We start from the raw sequence: 16,090 nt of genomic DNA on the forward strand, positions 1-16,090 counted from the left end.
GGTATACTACAAGCAGAGTATGCGATGAAGGAGCCGCCTATGCCCGTTTCTCTGATCCCGGACCATCTGTTCGACCGCTATGACCAGGTCGATCCCGCCTGGCTGTCCCGGCAGGGGATCACCCTGCTGCTCAGCGATCTGGATTTCACTCTGGCGCCCAAGTCCGTCCGCCGGCCGGACAAGGCCCTGCGGACCTGGATCGCAGCCCTGGAGGCGGAGGGGATCGATTTCATGATCGTCTCCAACAACCGCTCCGGCCGCCGGGTGACGGAGTTCTGCGCCGAGCTGGGGGTGCCCTATCAGGGCCACGCCCGCAAGCCCAGCCCCAAGGGACTGGAGGCCGCCATGCGCAGGGCCGGGGCAGATCGGCGCCGCACTGCCATGCTGGGGGACAAGCTGCTGACCGATATGCTGGCCGCCAACCGCTGCGGCGTTCTGGCGCTGATGGTGGAGCCTGCCGGCGGCGCCGTGACGGCCTGGCAGAAGGTGCTTCACGCCCTCCAGGCTCCCTTCAAGGCCGTCTGCCGCCGCCGGATGGAAAAAAGCGGCGGAAAAAATCGGGAGAACCGCTGAAAAATACTTGCAATAGCGGACAACATAGGATAAAATATCTACGGTATTTTGTAGAACGATCAAAAAACAGAGAAAATGTCCTCCCGCAGGTCGTTTTCTCGTAGATTTGTGAGGAGGAAAAATCAATGCCTACTATTACTGCCGGCGATTTTCGCAAGGGTATGATCTTTGAGATGGACGGAAAGCCCATGCTGGTCGTGGATTTCCAGCACGTCAAGCCCGGCAAGGGCGCCGCGTTCGTGCGCACCAAGTACAAGAACGTCATCTCCGGTACCATCCGTGAGGAGTCCTTCAACCCCAGCGCCAAGTTCGAGCAGGTGGCTGTGGAGCGGAAGAACGCCGAGTACAGCTACAATGACGGCGATCTGTACTACTTCATGGATCCCGAGACCTTTGACATGGTCCCCCTGAACAAGGACGTGCTGGGCGACGCCTTCCAGTTCGTCAAGGAGAACACCATGTGCTCTCTGCTCAGCTACAAGGGCAGCGTGTTCACCGTGGAAGTGCCCAACTTCGTGGACCTGGTGGTCACCGAGACCGAGCCCGGCGTGAAGGGCGACACCGCCACCAACGTCACCAAGTCTGCCATCCTGGAGACCGGCGCCGAGATCAAGGTGCCCATCTTCATCAACGAGGGCGAGAAGATCCAGATCGACACCCGCACCGGCGAGTATCTGGGCCGCAGCAAGGAGTAATGTAAAAAAGGGGGGACTTTCGTCCCCCCTTTCCCACACCGCAGGTGAAGTGCCTGCAAAGCTTGAATATGAAAGGAGCTACCGCTATGGAAATCACTGAGAAGGTCGCTTATATCAAGGGCCTGGCCGAGGGCATGGAACTGGATACCGATAAGAAGATCGGCAAGCTGCTCTCCGCCATCATCGACGTGCTGGACGACATGGCCCTGGAGATCGAGGATCTCAAGGACGCTCAGGAGGAGCTGGGCGACGGTCTGGACGCCGTCAGCGACGATCTGGAGGACGTGGAGGACGTGGTCTTCGGAGAGGATGACGAGGACGACGAGGATGAGGACGACTACGAGTACGACGAGCTGGATGAGGACGAGGACTGCTACGCCACTACCTGCCCCACCTGCGAGGAGACCATCTACTTCGACGAGTCCGTGCTGGAGGACGGCCAGGTGATCTGCCCCAACTGCGGCGAGAAGCTGGAGTTCGATCTGACCGGCATGGAGGAAGAGCCCCAGGAGCCCGAGGACGAGGAATAATCCGGAGACCATCAGCGGCGGCGCCGAAAGGCGCCGCCGCTTTTTTGCGTTTGCTGACTGCTAAATGTGGGGTTACCTCTGCGGTTCGCCGGAGAGCCACGGACTGAAATCCGTCCGGCGGAAGGCCTTCATCTCCGCCGCCAGGTCCGTGTCCCACCGGGAGACCCGGCCCGCGCCGGCGGCCAGGGGGTCGATCCACCGCAGCTTTGCCGCCACCTGGTACCACTCGCCTCCAGCCGGCCGCTCCGCCGCCCGGCGCAGCCGGGCAAAGGACCGGAACCGGCTCCACAACGGCCCGCAGACCGGGTCGGCCAGGAGCTTGGCGATGACCTGCGGCTCCGTGGCCATCAGGTCCGCCGGATCCAGTACGCCCCGGTCCAGGGCACGGCGCAGCAGCCACGCCAGTGCCTCCATGGCGAAGCGGTCCTCGTCGGCCACATACACCCGGGCGCAGTTCAGCGCCGCCGCCGTGAAAGCGGAGGCGGCCGACCGGGTGCGGAAGGCCAGCTCCGGCGCGCCGTCCTCATTGGGGATCACGGTCAGGTCCCGGTACAGGGCCCGGGCACGGTTCATGGAGAGAAAGCCGTAGTTCACGGCGTTGCCCAGGGTATACTCCAGCCGGTCAGCCGAGAGGCGGGGAGCGTCGTTGTCGGCGACGGGGTAGCGGTGGTAGTCGCAGACCTGCTCGGGTGTGAGACCGTGGGCTGCCAGTACCCGGCAGATCTCCGGAGAGGCAGCGATCAGGGCGGCGGTGCCATGCTCCGTGGCGGTCTGGGTCAGGTGGTCGCCCCGGAGAAAGTCCACCACATGGGCGAACACCGGAGTGGAGATATCGTGGAGCAGACCGGCCGCCGCCTGGGCAGCGTCATGGGTAAAGTGCCAGACGATGAGTCCCACCCCCACGCTGTGGCGGAACCGGGAGTAGGGGGCGAGATGGCGGAACCGGGGGAAGTCCGTGTACTCGCAGCCGCAGTTCATCCCTACATGGCGCAGCCGCGCCATGGGCGGCGTGGCCGACAGGTGCCGCAGCACCGGCGGGATCCGGGGGTGGTAGATGGGCCACAGGCCCGGCCCCTCCATCACTCCACCGCCTTTTTCCGCAGGCTGCACAGCCCCGCGCCGATGGCGGTGGCAAAGGTGGCGTTTTCGGGAATGATATAGCGGAAGCCATAGAGCTTTTCAAAGAGCTGAAAGTTGGTCTCCGCCTGGGGCAGGGTGGTCATGGAGCCGATGAGGACCACCGTATCGGCCCCGCTGCTCTGACAGGCCAGCACCGTCATGGTGCCGATGGCCTGGAGTACCAGGTTCACCACCCCTGCCGCCAGGTCCGCCGGGGAGGCGTCCTCGGCCAGGTTGCCGAAGTTGGCGGCGGTCATGTCGGGGTGGAGGCTGTCGGCGGCGGATTTGGAGATATCGGCGATGGTCAGGTCTACCTGCTTGAGATTGCCGCACTCCGCCAGGCGCTTGATCTGGCCGAAGCGCTCCATGCCCACCAGCTTGTGGCACAGCCCGCCCAGAGTGCCGCCGCCGATGCCGCTGCCGCACAGATGGCGCACGCCCTCCGGTCCCGCGTGGAGGAAGGCGGTGCCGGTGCCCATGGTGACCACCACCGCCGAGGACTGGCCCGACAGGGCCAGGGCGCCGGTGCCGCTGGCGGAAAACTCGTCCACCTTATAGGTGGGCAGGCCGTAGATGTCTCCCTCCACATAGGACGCGCCCACGCCGGTCAGCACTACCCGCTTGACATCCGACAGGGCCAGGCGGTTGCTGGTGAGGTAGTTGCCCAGGGCACCGTACAGACTGGTGACCTGGTCCTCGGCCCGGACCCGCAGCATGGACAGCACGTTCCCCCGGGTGTCCAGCCCCACGATCTTGGTGGTGGAGCCGCCGATGTCAATGCCTAAAATCACATCCATGATGAAATTCCCATCCTTCCGGCGGCTGTACCGCCTGTTGCTGCTCTCATCATAGGGGAGGGGAGAGGGCTTGTCAACGGGAAATTGATAAATTTTTGACGAGTTTTTTGGGAAAAGCGTTGCAATTCCCGCCCCGTCCGCTTATAATCGAGAAAACAGCATCCCCATCACTGAAGAAATTCGAGGTGCGTACCATGCAGAGCAAAGACAAGCTGAATCTGACCATGCTGTGCGACTTCTATGAGCTGACCATGGGCAACGGCTATTTCCAGGCGGGCCTTCAGGACCGGATCACCTATTTTGATGTGTTCTTCCGGACCGTGCCGGACAAGGGCGGCTTTGCCGTCTGCGCCGGTCTGGACCAGCTGATCGACTATATTCTGGATCTCCACTTTGACGAGGAGGACATCGAATTCCTGCGGAGCAAGGGACTGTTCTCTGAGGAATTCCTGCGCTATCTGAAGGACTTCCGCTTCACCGGCGACATCTGGGCCATTCCCGAGGGGACGCCCATCTTCCCCCGGGAGCCGGTGGTGACGGTCCGGGCCCCGGCCATCCAGGCCCAGCTGATCGAGACCTTCACCCTGCTGACCATCAACCACCAGAGCCTCATCGCCACCAAGGCCAACCGCATCGTCCGGGCGGCCCAGGGGCGGACAGTGCTGGAATTCGGCTCCCGCCGGGCCCAGGGCACCGACGGCGCCATTGCCGGCGCCCGGGCGGCCTTTATCGGCGGCTGCAAGGGCACGGCCTGCACCATCTCCGACCAGCTCTTCGGTGTGCCCGCCGGCGGCACCATGGCCCACTCCTGGGTCCAGATGTTCCCGTCGGAATACGAGGCCTTCAAAACGTACTGTGAGATCTATCCGACCAACGCAACGCTCCTGGTGGACACTTACAATGTTCTCAAATCCGGCGTGCCCAACGCCATCCGGGCCTTCAACGAGGTCCTGCGGCCCCGGGGCATCACCAAGTGCGGCATCCGGCTGGACTCCGGCGACATCGCCTATCTGACCCGGGAGGCCCGGCGGATGCTGGACGAGGCCGGCTGGACCGGCTGCGCGATCTCCGCCTCCAACTCCCTGGATGAGTATATCATCCAGGACCTGCTGCGCCAGGGAGCGCAGATCGACCTGTTCGGCGTGGGCGAGCGGATGATCACCGCCCGCAGCGAGCCGGTGTTCGGCGGCGTGTACAAGCTGGCGGCGGTGGAGGATGAGAAGGGGACCGTCGTTCCCAAGATCAAGGTCAGCGAGAATGTGGACAAGATCACCCTGCCCCACTTTAAGAAAGTCTACCGCATTTTTGACCGGGTCACCGGCAAGGCGGAGGCGGATTATATCGCCGTGTACGACGAGACTGTGGACGACAAGCAGCCTCTGGAGCTGTTCGATCCCCGGGCCACCTGGAAGCGCAAGACCTATACGGACTTTGTCGTCCGGCCCCTGCAGGTGCCGGTGTTCCAGGGCGGAAAGCTGGTCTATGAGCGGCCCTCCCTCCAGGCGATCCAGGCCTATTGCCGGGAGCAGGCGGATGCCCTGTGGGACGAGGTGAAGCGCTTTGAGAATCCCCACACCTACTATGTGGACCTGAGCCAGAAGCTCTGGGACATCAAGCAGGCCCTGCTGCGCCAGAGCCGGTGAAACCGAGCCCCCGCGGACCGCGTATGCTGCGGCCCGCGGGGGTGATTCGTTTGAGAATCATGGTTGAACAGCAGCGTCGTTTTCGGTATAATACTACGATAAGCTGCTGAGACTGCACACACCGGGAGGTGAAGGTCATGCATAGAAATCTGCCCCATACCCAGGAGCGGACCGAACGGAGAATCTCCGCCGCCACCAGCCTGTCCATGTGCGCGCTGACGGTGATCGCTCAGATCGCCACCACGCTGCTGCTGACCCGGTTCCTGCGGGAGCAGGCCAACTATGCCTATTTCGTGCTGGGCCTGGCCGGTGCCCTGGTGGCCATTCGGGTATACCAGAGGCCGGGCAGCCCCTCCTACAAGCTGGCCTGGATGTGTCTGCTGCTGGCGCTGCCGGTGTCGGGCATGATCCTCTTCTGCCTGTGGGGCGGAACTCACCAGGCAAAGAATCTGAGCCTGCGCAAGGTCGCGCCGCCCACGGAGCGGGAGAGCGTGTGGATGGAGAGCGGGAACAATGTGGCCCGCCTGAGCCGCCAGTCCCCGGCCTGGGGGCGCCTGGCCTCCTATCTCCAGCGCCGGGGCTTTCTGCTCTACCGCAACACCCGGGCCCGGTATTTCTCCGACGGCGCGGAGTTCTTCCGGGACCTGATCGCCCGGATGGAGCGGGCGGAGGTCTATATCTTCCTGGAGTATTACATCCTGGCCGAGGGCCGGATCTGGGACGAGATGTTTGCCGTGCTGAAAGAGCGCGCCGCCGCCGGAGTGGAGGTTCGCATCATCTTCGACGACTTCGGCAATCTCACCCGGCTGTCCGACGACACCCTCCAGGCCATGCAGAATGCGGGCATCGAGGTAGAGGTATTCAACCCGGTGCATCGTTATGTAAACCGAATCTACTTCAATTACCGGGATCACCGGAAGATCGCTGTCATTGACGGGCAGTGGGCCTACACCGGCGGCATCAACGTGGGGGACGAGTACGCCAACCTGGTGGTGCGCTTCGGCCACTGGAAGGACACCGGCGTGTGTATCGAGGGCGCCGGCGCCTGGGGCTTTGCCTCCCAGTTTATCCAGATGTGGAAGATGATCGGCCGCACCCTGCCCAACGAGGACGATTACTACCGCCCCCGCCACGTGGCCGAGGGCGGACCCGGCTGGTGCCAGCCCTTCACTGACGGCCCCCTCAACAATCCGGACAACCCCATCGAGGAGACGTATCTCCAGCTGATCTCCTCCGCCAAGCGGTTTTTGTATATCACCACGCCCTACTACGCCGTGGAGGAGTCCATGCAGCAGGCCCTGTGCATCGCGGCGGACGCCGGGGTGGACGTGCGGCTGCTGGTACCGGCGGTGCCGGACAAGAAGTACGCCTATGTGGTGGCGGAGACCTACTGGGGCGAGCTGCTGCGCCACGGCGTGCGCATCTACCGGTATACACCCGGCTTCCTCCACGCCAAGAGCGTCATGGTGGACCGGGAGGTGGCCCTGATCGGCAGCACCAATATGGACTACCGCACCTTCCAGCTCCACTATGAGTGCGGCGTGCTGCTCTACCACATGCCGGTGGTGGAGGAGCTGCTGGAGGATCTGGACCAGGTCATGGCCCAGAGCGCGCAGTACACTCTGGAGGAGTGGAACAAGCGGCCCTGGCTGCGGCGGTTCTTCGCCTCGCTGCTGCGGCTGTTCGCCATCTGGCTGTAATATCCCCGGGCCCGCGGGCCGGGGAACGATTTGAGAAAAACGGAGGACCTCATGGCCCGAGAACTGACCCCTCAGGAGATTGCCGAGCGCAGTCTCATCAAAACCTACCGCAAGAGCCTCTGGAACCCCTTCATCGCCGCCGTGAAGCGGTATGAGCTGGTGGAGCCGAGGGACCGGATCGCCGTGTGCATCTCCGGCGGCAAGGACTCCATGGTCCTGGCCAAGCTGATGCAGGAGCTCCGGCGCCACACGGAGCAGCCCTTTGACCTGACCTTTCTGGTGATGGACCCGGGGTACAACGCCGCCAACCGGGCGCTGATCGAGGAAAACGCAGCCCGGCTGGGCATTCCCATCACCATCTTTGACAGCGACATCTTCGACGTCACCGTCCAGGTGGAGAAGAACCCCTGTTATCTCTGCGCCCGAATGCGCCGGGGATTTTTGTACAGCAAGGCCCGGGAGCTGGGCTGCAACAAGATCGCCCTGGGCCATCACATGTCCGATGTACTGGAGACCACGCTGCTGGGCCTTTTTTACGGGGCGCAGCTCCAGACCATGCCCCCCAAGCTCCACAGCAAGAACTTCCCCGGCATGGAGCTGATCCGCCCGCTGTACTGCGTCCACGAGGACGCCATCATCGCCTGGAAGAACTACAACCACCTGCGCTTCCTCCAGTGCGCCTGCCGCTTCACCGAGGGGCGGGACGCCGCGGAGGACGGCGTGGGGGACAGCAAGCGCCAGGAGATGAAGGTGCTGCTGCGGCAGCTGAAGCAGGGCAACCCCAACATTGAAAAGAGTATGTTCCGGGCCGTCCACGGCGTCCAGCTGGACACCTTTCCCGGCTTCAAGTACCGGGGCGCGGCCCATTCTTTCCTGGATTACTACGACTTTCCCGGTGATCCCCTGGGCGGGACCGGGGCGGAGGACGCCGATGGAAACGAGGAGTGACGTCTATGAATTATTTTCGCTGTGAAAATCCCGACTGCGGCTATATGGCGGAGGAGGAGCCGGACGTGTGTCCCCGGTGCGGGGGCACCTTTTTCCTCTCCCTGCCGGAGGAGGAGCTGACCGGTGCCGACTGGGTGCAGCTGGGCAACCGGGCCGTGGACGAGGACAAGGGCACCGAGGCCCTGGCCTGCTACCAGCGTGCCGCCGCTCTGGATGACCTGCTGGGCCTGACCAATCTGGCCTGGTGCCTGGAGAGCGGCACCGGCGTGCCGGCGGACCCCACCCAGGCGGTGCTGCTGTACGCCCAGGCCGCCGCCCGGGACTATCTGCCCGCCCTGACGAATCTGGGCTACTGCTATCTCAGCGGCACCGGTGTGGACCGGGACCCGGCTAAGGCGCTGGAGTGCTTCCGCAAGGGCGCGGAGAAGGGCTTTCCCCGGGCCCAGTTCCTGCTGGGGGAGATGTATCGCCGGGGTGACGGCGTGGACCAGGGCGACCAGGAGGCCGCCAAGTGGTATCAGTCCGCCGCCTGGCTGGGGTATCCCGCGGCCCAGACGGAGCTGGGGCGGTGTCTGGAGTTCGGCACCGGCATTGCAAAGCACCTTTCCCAGGCGGTGAAATGGTACACCGCCGCGGCGGAGCAGGGCCATGCGCCGGGCCAGTGCTGCCTGGGCTTTTTGTACGAGAGCGGCCAGGGCGTGGACCAGAGTTGGGCCGAGGCCATCCGCTGGTATCGGGCCGCGGCGGAGCAGGGCTATCCCCGGGCCCAGTGCAACCTGGCCTGGTGCTATGAGCACGGCGAGGGCGTGGAACAGGACCTGGAGGCGGCGGTCCGGCTGTACCGGGCCGCGGCGGAGCAGGAGTATCCCCGTGGCCTGCTGTGCCTGGGTCTTTGCTGCGAGCGGGGCCGGGGCGTCCCGGTGGACAAGACTGAGGCCGCCCGGCTCTACCGCGCCGCGGCGGAGCTGGGAGACGAGGACGCCATGTGCTGCCTGGGCTACCTGTACGAGGTGGGCGAGGGCGTGGAGCAGAGCTGGACGGAGGCGGTGAGCTGGTATCGCCGCGGCGCCGAGGCCGGCTCCGTCCGGGCCCAGGGCAATCTGGCCTGGTGCCTGGAAAACGGCAAGGGCACGGAGCAGGATTTTGCCCAGGCCCTGGCGTGGTATCGAAAGGCCGCAGAGCAGGGAGACGCCCGGGGCCTGTTCAGCGTGGCCCGGTTCTATGACTACGGCCTGGGTGTGGAGCAGGATGCGGCCGAGGCGGTCCGCTGGTACGAAAAGGCTGCCGCGGCCGGTTCCGCAGCCGCCATGTGCGACCTGGGCGTGTGCTACGAGCGGGGCGAGGGCGTGGAGCAGAGCTGGGAGAAGGCGGCGGAGCTCTACCGGAAGGCCGCGGACCGGGAGAACGCCGCCGGCCAGTGCAACCTGGGCTTCCTCTATGAGATCGGCCGGGGCGTGGAGCAGAGCTGGACGGAGGCAGTGAAGTGGTACGGCGCCGCCGCCCGCCAGGGGATGCCCCGGGCCCAGTGCAACCTGGGCTGGTGCTACGAGCACGGCAAGGGCGTGGAGAAAAACGAGAAGCGGGCGGTCCACTGGTACGCCGAGGCGGCGGAGCAGGGGGACGCCCGGGGCCTGTTCTGCATGGGCGTGTGCGCCAAGCGCGGCATCGGCGTGGAGCGGGACCCCGCCCAGGCGGTGGCGTGGTATGAAAAGGCCGTGGAGGCCGGTTCCGTCCCCGCCATGTGCAACCTGGGCGTGTGCTATGAAAACGGCGAGGGCGTGGCGGAGGACCTGACCCGGGCGGCGGAGCTCTACCGGATGGCCGCCGAGCGGGAGGACGCCGCCGGTCAGTGCAATCTGGGCTATCTGTACGAGTCCGGCCGGGGTGTGGAGCAGAACTGGGGCGAGGCTGCCCGCTGGTATAAGGCGGCGGCGGACCAGGGCTATTCCCGGGCCCAGTGCAACCTGGGCGTCTGCTGCGAGTTCGGCCGGGGCGTTGCAAAGGACACTGCCAAGGCTGCCTGGCTCTACCGCAAGGCGGCGGAGCAGGGGGACCCGGTGGGCGCCTGCAACCTGGGGTATCTCTATGAGACCGGCGTAGGCGTGGCGCAGAGCTGGGCCGACGCGGTGAAGTGGTACACCCAGGCGGTGGAGGCCGGTTCCGCCCGGGCCCAGTACAACCTGGCCTGGTGCTATGAGCACGGCAAGGGTGTGCCCCAGGATCCGGTCCGCGCCCGGGAGCTGTACGCGGCCGCGGCGGAGCAGGACTACGAGGGCGCCCGGGAGGCGGCGGACCGCCTGGCCGGCGCCGGCGGCAAAAAGGGCGGCTTCCTGCGGGGGCTCCTGGGCGGCGGCCGCAAAGACCGGTGAAGCGGTTTCATTGCGCATCGCGGCGCTTTTTCAGTGGGTACATACAGAATGGAAGCAGGGAGCAGGCGTATATCGCCCTGCCCCCTGCTTCCTGGCATTTTTGGCGCTCGTGCACAGATCTTCCGCGGGCATCGGATCCTCCGGCGGCCCTGCCTGACTTTGGACAGAAAAAAGTTGACCGGCTTCTTTCGAAGCCGGTCAACTTACTTGGCAGCGGGTGAAGGATTCGAACCCTCACATACAGAGTCAGAGTCTGCTGTGCTACCTTTACACAAACCCGCTGTGTCCTGTCGAACAGATATTATTATACAGAAATGCAGCTTTTTGTCAAGGACTTTTTTTAAAAAGTTTTATCTTTTTTTCCGTGGGGAAACCTGCGGGGAGACTGCGGTGCTACAAAGCCCGGAATTTTTGCCGGAGATATGCCGACGGCAGGAAGTGGACAATTGCTGGTAAGGGGAAAAGCATAACATTTTATTATATCAATTCTGAAATTTTAAATACATTTCCTCTTTTCATGACCCTTTTCCGGGAATTTTGACAAAGTTTATGCGATATCATCCTATCGCGCAGCCGCACGCTCTGCTGCACTTCTGGATGAAAGGAGGCGCTGCGCGATATGCTGTTTGATATTCCCGCGGACCTTTCGGCATTTGAAGAGGTCCCGCCGCCCCAGTCCTGCCAGAACATCTGCCGGCTGTCCATCTCCAAGGAGGACCAGCTGATGCAGAACGAGGCCTTCCGGCAAAAGACCAAGGACTGCCCGGGCTTCCGCCTGCGCATCAGCCCCGACGGCCGTCAGCTGTTTCTGGGACTGGAGGAGCCCTATAATTTAACGTTTACGCCCAACGGTGTCCGGATGCACCACCCTCTCGGGGACCTGCTGCGGCAGCGGAAGCTGGAACCGCCGATCTCCTACCAGTTTGTCTGGCGGGAGGATCTGCACGGGTGGCTGGGCGTCTATGACGGGCTCAGTGCGCCGCCGGTTCGCCCTGCCCGGCAGGCCGCCGCCAAGCGGCAGAAGAAGGAGGCGTGAGATGAGACGTATGCGCCGCCTGACACAGCTGGAGATCCAGTGGGTGGACTGTCTGGTCAGCGATCTCTGCGCGGAAAACTGCATTGATCCGAGAGATCCGGAGTATCGCTCTGCCGCCTGGGAGGCCTTTGAGGAACTGCACCAAAGCCACAGGCAGCCCTGGAACGGAGCGCTGTTCTGACCTCGTGCTGTCTCCCGCATGAACCGGGCCATCCAGCGGGAAAAGCGGGTGCGCAGCCTCTATCTTTACCAGATGCTCTCCATGGATGCCCCATTGGGGGAGCAAGGCGCCACGCTCCGAGACTTTCTTCCGGTGCAGGGGGATTTCACCAACGGCACCGCCTTTCGGGATTTCCTGTTTCGTCTGCCCAGGGACCTCCATGACCTGGCCCGCTGCCTGCTGGACCGGGACTCCCTGGAAGAGGCCCGCAGCAGCCTGGGATGGAGCCAGATGCGGATGTGCGGCGCTGTGGAACGGCTGCGGGAGCACCTGGAGGCCTATGAGAAAATTTGATCGGAGTGCCCGTCCGAAGTGCGGCGGATGGGACCCGGGGAAGGAGCGGCCATGAAAGCGGGACGATCCCTGGAGAGCTACGTGCAGTTCGTCTATCAAAAGCTGCTGGAGTTCATGGAGGAGGGGACGCTGGTGCCCACCAATGTCTCCATTGTGGGAAAGACCGGCGCCCGGCATGAGTTTGACGTCTACTATGAATTTACCCATCTCAATCTCAAGCACGCCGTGGCCATTGAGTGCAAGGACTGGCGCACCCCGGTCACCGTTGGAGAGGTGCGGGATTTTTGCGGAAAGCTGGAGGATTTGAATTGGGTCTCCGGCATGATGGTGTCCCGGTCCGGCTATCAGGCGGGCGCCCGGCAGTACGCCCGGGGAAAGGGGATCGAGCTGCTGGAGGAGAAAGATCTGCCCACCTTCACATCCATCGTGGCGGGCGTGATCAAAAACGGTTTTCTCCCGGACAAAACCGTTCGCGGCGCGCCCTTTTGGACACTGATGGAGGTACGGAAGGACGAGGTCACCGGGACCTATTATGCTCTGCCGGGAGAAAAGCCGCCGGTGGTGCCGCTTTTTTATTCCCGGACCATGGCGGAAAAGCTGCTGGAGAAGCTGCCCGACAGGGACCGTTTTGAAGTGCGGGGCGTTTCCCAGTATCAGCTGCGGAGCCTGACGGCGCAGATGGAGGCTTTCGGCGTTCAGGCGGGGATCTGCTGCATGCCATACTGGCAGGACGATCCGGACCAGGCGCCCTTTGTGCTGATCCCCACGGAATTGCTCCGAACGGAATATCTGGATCCGTGAGCTGCGGAGGGCGGCGGGACTTGCCCGCCGCCCTCTTTTTTATATGCCGCTTCGGGAGAGCGTTTTTTTTACGCGTCTCATCATTGCAAAACCATGTCCGGGGGGATATAATACCCACAGTGTAAAGAGGGGACGGCGTAGCCGCGCCGTCCCCGCGCCCCGCATCGGGGCCACACGCGCTCTGCGCGTTTTCGGAGGTGCTTATGATTCGCCGCCGCGTTCATCTCAATGCTGTTCAGACATTGACCATCGGCTTCGCCTGTTTGATCCTGGCGGGAGCGGTGCTGCTGATGCTGCCCATCTCCTCAAGGTCCGGGGAGTCCATCCCGTTTATCAACGCGCTGTTTACGTCCGCCTCCGCCTCCTGCGTGACGGGCCTGGTGCTCTACGACACCTGGACCCAGTTCACCCTGTTCGGCCAGGCGGTGATTCTGCTGCTGATTCAGATTGGCGGCCTGGGCTTTATGACGATCTCCATTCTGGTGGCGATCCTGCTTCACCGGCGCATCGGATTGCATCAGCGCTCCGTGCTGATGGACACCGTGGGTGCTCTTCAGGTGGGCGGCGTGGTGCGGCTGACCCGCCGGGCTCTGGCGGTGACCGCCGCCTGCGAGGGCAGCGGCGCGGTGCTGCTGGCCCTTTGGTTCTGTCCCCGGTACGGCGTGGGGCGGGGACTTTGGATGTCGGTATTCCATGCGGTGTCGGCCTTCTGCAACGCGGGCTTTGACCTGCTGGGTACCGGCGCCTCTCTGACCACGGAGGCCGGTGAGCCCCTTTTGAATCTGGTGATCATGGCACTGATCATATCTGGGGGCATTGGGTTTCTGGTGTGGGATGACGTGCTGGTCCACCGCTTGGATTTCCGCCGCTACCGGCTCCACAGCAAGCTGGTGCTGACCGGCACCGCTGTGCTGCTGGTGGTGGGCACGGCGCTGTTTTATGTCGTGGAGGGAGACCACGCTTTTGCCGGCGTCCCTGCGGGGCAGCGGCTGCTGATGGCGGCCTTCCAGTCAGTGACCTGCCGCACTGCCGGCTTCAACACCGCGGATCTGATGGCCCTGAGCCAGGCGGGCGTGCTGATCAGCATGGCGCTGATGTTCATCGGCGCCGGATCCGGCTCCACCGGCGGCGGCATCAAGGTCAACACCTTTGCGGTGCTGCTGCTGGGCATCCGGGCCAGGATGCTGCGCAAGGACGATGTCAACGTGTTCCGCCGGCGCCTGGATGAGGATACCATCCAGCAGGCGTTCTCTTCAGTCAGCATCTTCGGCCTGACGTGCCTGCTGGGCTGCCTGGTGCTGTGTGTGGAGGGGGTGCGTGTGGACGACGCCCTGTTCGAGGCCGTCTCGGCCATCGGCACTGTGGGCCTGACCCACGGCGTGACGCCCACCTTAAAGACCGCCTCCAAGGTGGCGATCACGCTTTTGATGTTTGCCGGCCGCGTGGGCAGCCTGTCTGTGGCCATGGCCATGACCAGGGACCGGCCCCAGGCCAAGGTGCGCAACGTACCGGAGAAGATCCTGATCGGATAAAATAGGGAGGAAGCAGATATGAAGTCCTTTTTGGTGATCGGCCTGGGCAGCTTCGGCCGCCATCTGGCGATTCGGCTGCAAGAGCTGGGCAATGAGGTGATGGTGCTGGACCGGGACGAGGAGCGGGTGGCCCGTCTGGCAAAAACTGTAACGGCCGCCTGCGTGGGAGACTGTCAGGACGAGCAGGTGCTGGCGTCTTTGGGTATCGGGAATTTCAACGCCTGCTTTGTCTGTGTCCGGGATGACTTTCAGTGTTCTCTGGAGGCTACCGCCATTCTCAAGGACCTGGGCGCCCGGTATGTGGTGGCCCGGGCGGACCGGGAGCAGCAGATCAAGTTTTTGAAGAAGATCGGCGCCGACCATGTGATCCACACGGAGATGGACATGGCCCACCGGGTAGCTATGCGTTTTTCCGCCAACAATGTGTTCGACTACTTCGAATTGACGCCCAAATACGCTGTGTTCGAGATCGAGACCCCGGAGCAGTGGGAGGGGCACACCGTGGTGGAGGTGGATGTACGCCGCCGCTACAACGTCAACATCCTGGGCGTCAAGACCGGGGATGAGGTGGAGCCTTTGCTGGATCCCACCTACCGCTTTGAAAAAGACTCCCATCTGCTGATTGCCGGCGACAAGGAGGACGGACTGCGCTTGATGGAGCGCGCCTGAAAACAGACCGGAGCCGGAAGTGCCCGGCGGCGCAGGACGGCTCCTGTGCCGCCGGCGTTGTTTTGTATAAATCGACAAAAAGGGCGCACACTGTTTTCGGGGTGAGTGCCTTGAAAAAACCGGAAAAACGCCCCGGACAGATGCCGTGTCTGCGGCTGGAGCCGGAGAAGCGGCTTTGCCCCATTTTCGACGACGCGTCTGTGGCCACCTTCCCGGTGGCTCCGCCGGAGGAAATGGGCTTTCGGGTGCTGGACGACTGCTGTCAAGAGCACATCCAGTAGTCCCGTCCCAACGGGCCCCGCTGCGGCGGGGCCCGTTTTCATTGCTCCGGCGGACAAACTGTGGTACACTGTTGCAAAAGAACGGAATACAAGGATGTGACGCCATGAGACGCTGCTTTATTTTCGCCGCGGGCACCTTTTACGGCCTGCGCCTGCCCCCTGCACCCGGCGATCTGGTCATCGCCGCCGATGCCGGCTACCGGGCCTGCCGGGCGGCGGGGATCACGCCGGATCTGCTGCTGGGGGACTTTGACTCCATGGAGCAGCCGGCGGACTTTGCCAATGTGGTCCGCTCCCCGGTGGAGAAGGATGACACGGACACCATGCTGGCGGTCAAGACTGCCCTGGAGGAGGGCTGCCGGGAGGTGTTCCTCTACGGCGGCACCGGCGGCGCCCGGCTTGACCACACCCTGGCCAACCTCCAGTCGCTGCTGTATCTGCGGCGCCGGGGTGCCCGGGGGTGGATGTACGACCGGGATTTTCTCTGGACCGTGATCGAAAACGAGACCCTGACCGTGGAGCGGACGGTGGAGTGGGGCCTGCTGTCGGCCTTCTGCCTGGGGGCGGACGCCTCCGGCGTGGACGAGGAGGGGGTCCAGTATCCCCTGCGGGACGCCGTGCTGACGGCGGCGTTTCCCCTGGGCGTCAGCAACCACATCCTGGAGCCCAAGGCCCGGATTACCGTCCGGCAGGGGGCTCTGGCAGTGGGATGGCAGCTGCCGTCGGCCGAGACGTTATCCCCCAGATAGAATAGCGTACCGCCCAAAGTTTTGTTGCATCGCCCCCTGTTTTATTGTATAATAAGGACACAGGAAAGGTCGACCTTTCCGACAGCAGGACCGTGGGACCGAGGGCGGGCACGGGCAGTTTAGGAGGTATTTTG

17 protein-coding genes and 1 tRNA gene are annotated in these 16,090 nt (G+C 63.6%); 15 read left to right on the forward strand and 3 right to left on the reverse strand.

Annotation, left to right across the window (positions count from 1 at the left end; genetic code table 11):
* Positions 1-39: 39 nt before the first annotated feature.
* The 3 genes from ACVDHE_RS11400 to ACVDHE_RS11410 all read left to right on the forward strand — a co-directional run bounded on the left by ACVDHE_RS11400 (position 40) and on the right by ACVDHE_RS11410 (position 1,798).
* Entirely contained in the window at positions 40-573 is a 534-nt protein-coding gene (locus tag ACVDHE_RS11400; protein ID WP_213038170.1) for a YqeG family HAD IIIA-type phosphatase, read from the forward strand.
* 125 nt (positions 574-698) lie between these two features.
* Positions 699-1,268: an elongation factor P gene (efp, locus tag ACVDHE_RS11405; RefSeq protein WP_213038171.1), complete on the forward strand. Its 570-nt coding sequence runs from the start codon at positions 699-701 to the stop codon at positions 1,266-1,268.
* Positions 1,269-1,354: 86 nt separating this feature from the next.
* Positions 1,355-1,798: a CD1247 N-terminal domain-containing protein gene (locus ACVDHE_RS11410; RefSeq protein WP_418725454.1), complete on the forward strand. Its 444-nt coding sequence runs from the start codon at positions 1,355-1,357 to the stop codon at positions 1,796-1,798.
* 72 nt (positions 1,799-1,870) lie between these two features.
* Here ACVDHE_RS11410 and ACVDHE_RS11415 read toward each other — a convergent pair whose 3' ends face one another.
* Positions 1,871-2,878, reverse strand: a complete 1,008-nt coding sequence (locus ACVDHE_RS11415; protein WP_458884650.1) for a hypothetical protein — start codon at positions 2,876-2,878, stop codon at positions 1,871-1,873.
* Positions 2,878-3,714 carry a BadF/BadG/BcrA/BcrD ATPase family protein gene (locus tag ACVDHE_RS11420; RefSeq protein ID WP_213038174.1) on the reverse strand — a complete coding sequence of 279 codons (837 nt, stop codon included), beginning with the start codon at positions 3,712-3,714 and terminating at the stop codon, positions 2,878-2,880. Before ACVDHE_RS11420 ends, ACVDHE_RS11415 begins: the two co-directional genes overlap by 1 nt.
* A 194-nt stretch (positions 3,715-3,908) precedes the next feature.
* Here ACVDHE_RS11420 and ACVDHE_RS11425 point away from each other — a divergent pair, with 194 nt between their 5' ends.
* From ACVDHE_RS11425 to ACVDHE_RS11440, 4 genes are all read left to right on the forward strand, one after another.
* Complete coding sequence (locus ACVDHE_RS11425; protein WP_458884651.1) at positions 3,909-5,357, forward strand: nicotinate phosphoribosyltransferase; 1,449 nt, start codon at positions 3,909-3,911, stop codon at positions 5,355-5,357.
* A 137-nt stretch (positions 5,358-5,494) separates the two neighbouring features.
* Positions 5,495-7,057 (forward strand): cardiolipin synthase, encoded by a 1,563-nt coding sequence (gene cls / locus ACVDHE_RS11430; RefSeq protein WP_213038176.1) that lies wholly within the window; start codon positions 5,495-5,497, stop codon positions 7,055-7,057.
* 51 nt (positions 7,058-7,108) lie between these two features.
* A complete protein-coding gene (locus tag ACVDHE_RS11435; RefSeq protein ID WP_325284710.1) occupies positions 7,109-8,005 on the forward strand; it encodes a tRNA 2-thiocytidine biosynthesis TtcA family protein in 897 nt (298 codons plus the stop codon).
* Positions 8,006-8,010: 5 nt separating this feature from the next.
* On the forward strand, positions 8,011-10,374 hold the full coding sequence (locus tag ACVDHE_RS11440) for an SEL1-like repeat protein (RefSeq protein ID WP_458884652.1): 2,364 nt from the start codon (positions 8,011-8,013) through the stop codon (positions 10,372-10,374).
* Between the two features lie 208 nt (positions 10,375-10,582).
* Here the strand turns inward: ACVDHE_RS11440 and ACVDHE_RS11445 are convergent.
* A tRNA-Gln gene (locus tag ACVDHE_RS11445) sits at positions 10,583-10,656 on the reverse strand.
* A 337-nt stretch (positions 10,657-10,993) separates the two neighbouring features.
* Between ACVDHE_RS11445 and ACVDHE_RS11450 the strand changes: the two genes are divergently transcribed.
* The 8 genes from ACVDHE_RS11450 (at position 10,994) to ACVDHE_RS11485 (ending at position 15,956) form a co-directional block, all read left to right on the forward strand.
* Positions 10,994-11,410: a hypothetical protein gene (locus ACVDHE_RS11450; protein WP_213038179.1), complete on the forward strand. Its 417-nt coding sequence runs from the start codon at positions 10,994-10,996 to the stop codon at positions 11,408-11,410.
* Position 11,411: 1 nt separating this feature from the next.
* Positions 11,412-11,591 carry a hypothetical protein gene (locus tag ACVDHE_RS11455; RefSeq protein ID WP_458884653.1) on the forward strand — a complete coding sequence of 60 codons (180 nt, stop codon included), beginning with the start codon at positions 11,412-11,414 and terminating at the stop codon, positions 11,589-11,591.
* An 18-nt stretch (positions 11,592-11,609) separates the two neighbouring features.
* Positions 11,610-11,924 carry a hypothetical protein gene (locus ACVDHE_RS11460; protein ID WP_458884654.1) on the forward strand — a complete coding sequence of 105 codons (315 nt, stop codon included), beginning with the start codon at positions 11,610-11,612 and terminating at the stop codon, positions 11,922-11,924.
* A gap of 51 nt (positions 11,925-11,975) precedes the next feature.
* The gene (locus ACVDHE_RS11465) at positions 11,976-12,725 is read left to right on the forward strand and encodes a restriction endonuclease (protein WP_458884655.1); all 750 of its coding nucleotides are present in this window, start codon (positions 11,976-11,978) and stop codon (positions 12,723-12,725) included.
* Positions 12,726-12,928: 203 nt separating this feature from the next.
* Complete coding sequence (locus ACVDHE_RS11470) at positions 12,929-14,257, forward strand: TrkH family potassium uptake protein (RefSeq protein ID WP_418725256.1); 1,329 nt, start codon at positions 12,929-12,931, stop codon at positions 14,255-14,257.
* Positions 14,258-14,275: 18 nt separating this feature from the next.
* The gene (locus ACVDHE_RS11475) at positions 14,276-14,926 is read left to right on the forward strand and encodes a potassium channel family protein (protein WP_325225057.1); all 651 of its coding nucleotides are present in this window, start codon (positions 14,276-14,278) and stop codon (positions 14,924-14,926) included.
* Between the two features lie 110 nt (positions 14,927-15,036).
* The gene (locus tag ACVDHE_RS11480; protein WP_325225053.1) at positions 15,037-15,207 is read left to right on the forward strand and encodes a hypothetical protein; all 171 of its coding nucleotides are present in this window, start codon (positions 15,037-15,039) and stop codon (positions 15,205-15,207) included.
* A 104-nt stretch (positions 15,208-15,311) separates the two neighbouring features.
* Positions 15,312-15,956: a thiamine diphosphokinase gene (locus tag ACVDHE_RS11485; protein ID WP_458884656.1), complete on the forward strand. Its 645-nt coding sequence runs from the start codon at positions 15,312-15,314 to the stop codon at positions 15,954-15,956.
* The last annotated feature ends 134 nt before the right edge of the window (positions 15,957-16,090 follow it).

It is taken from the genome of Dysosmobacter sp. Phy (genome assembly GCF_054476235.1).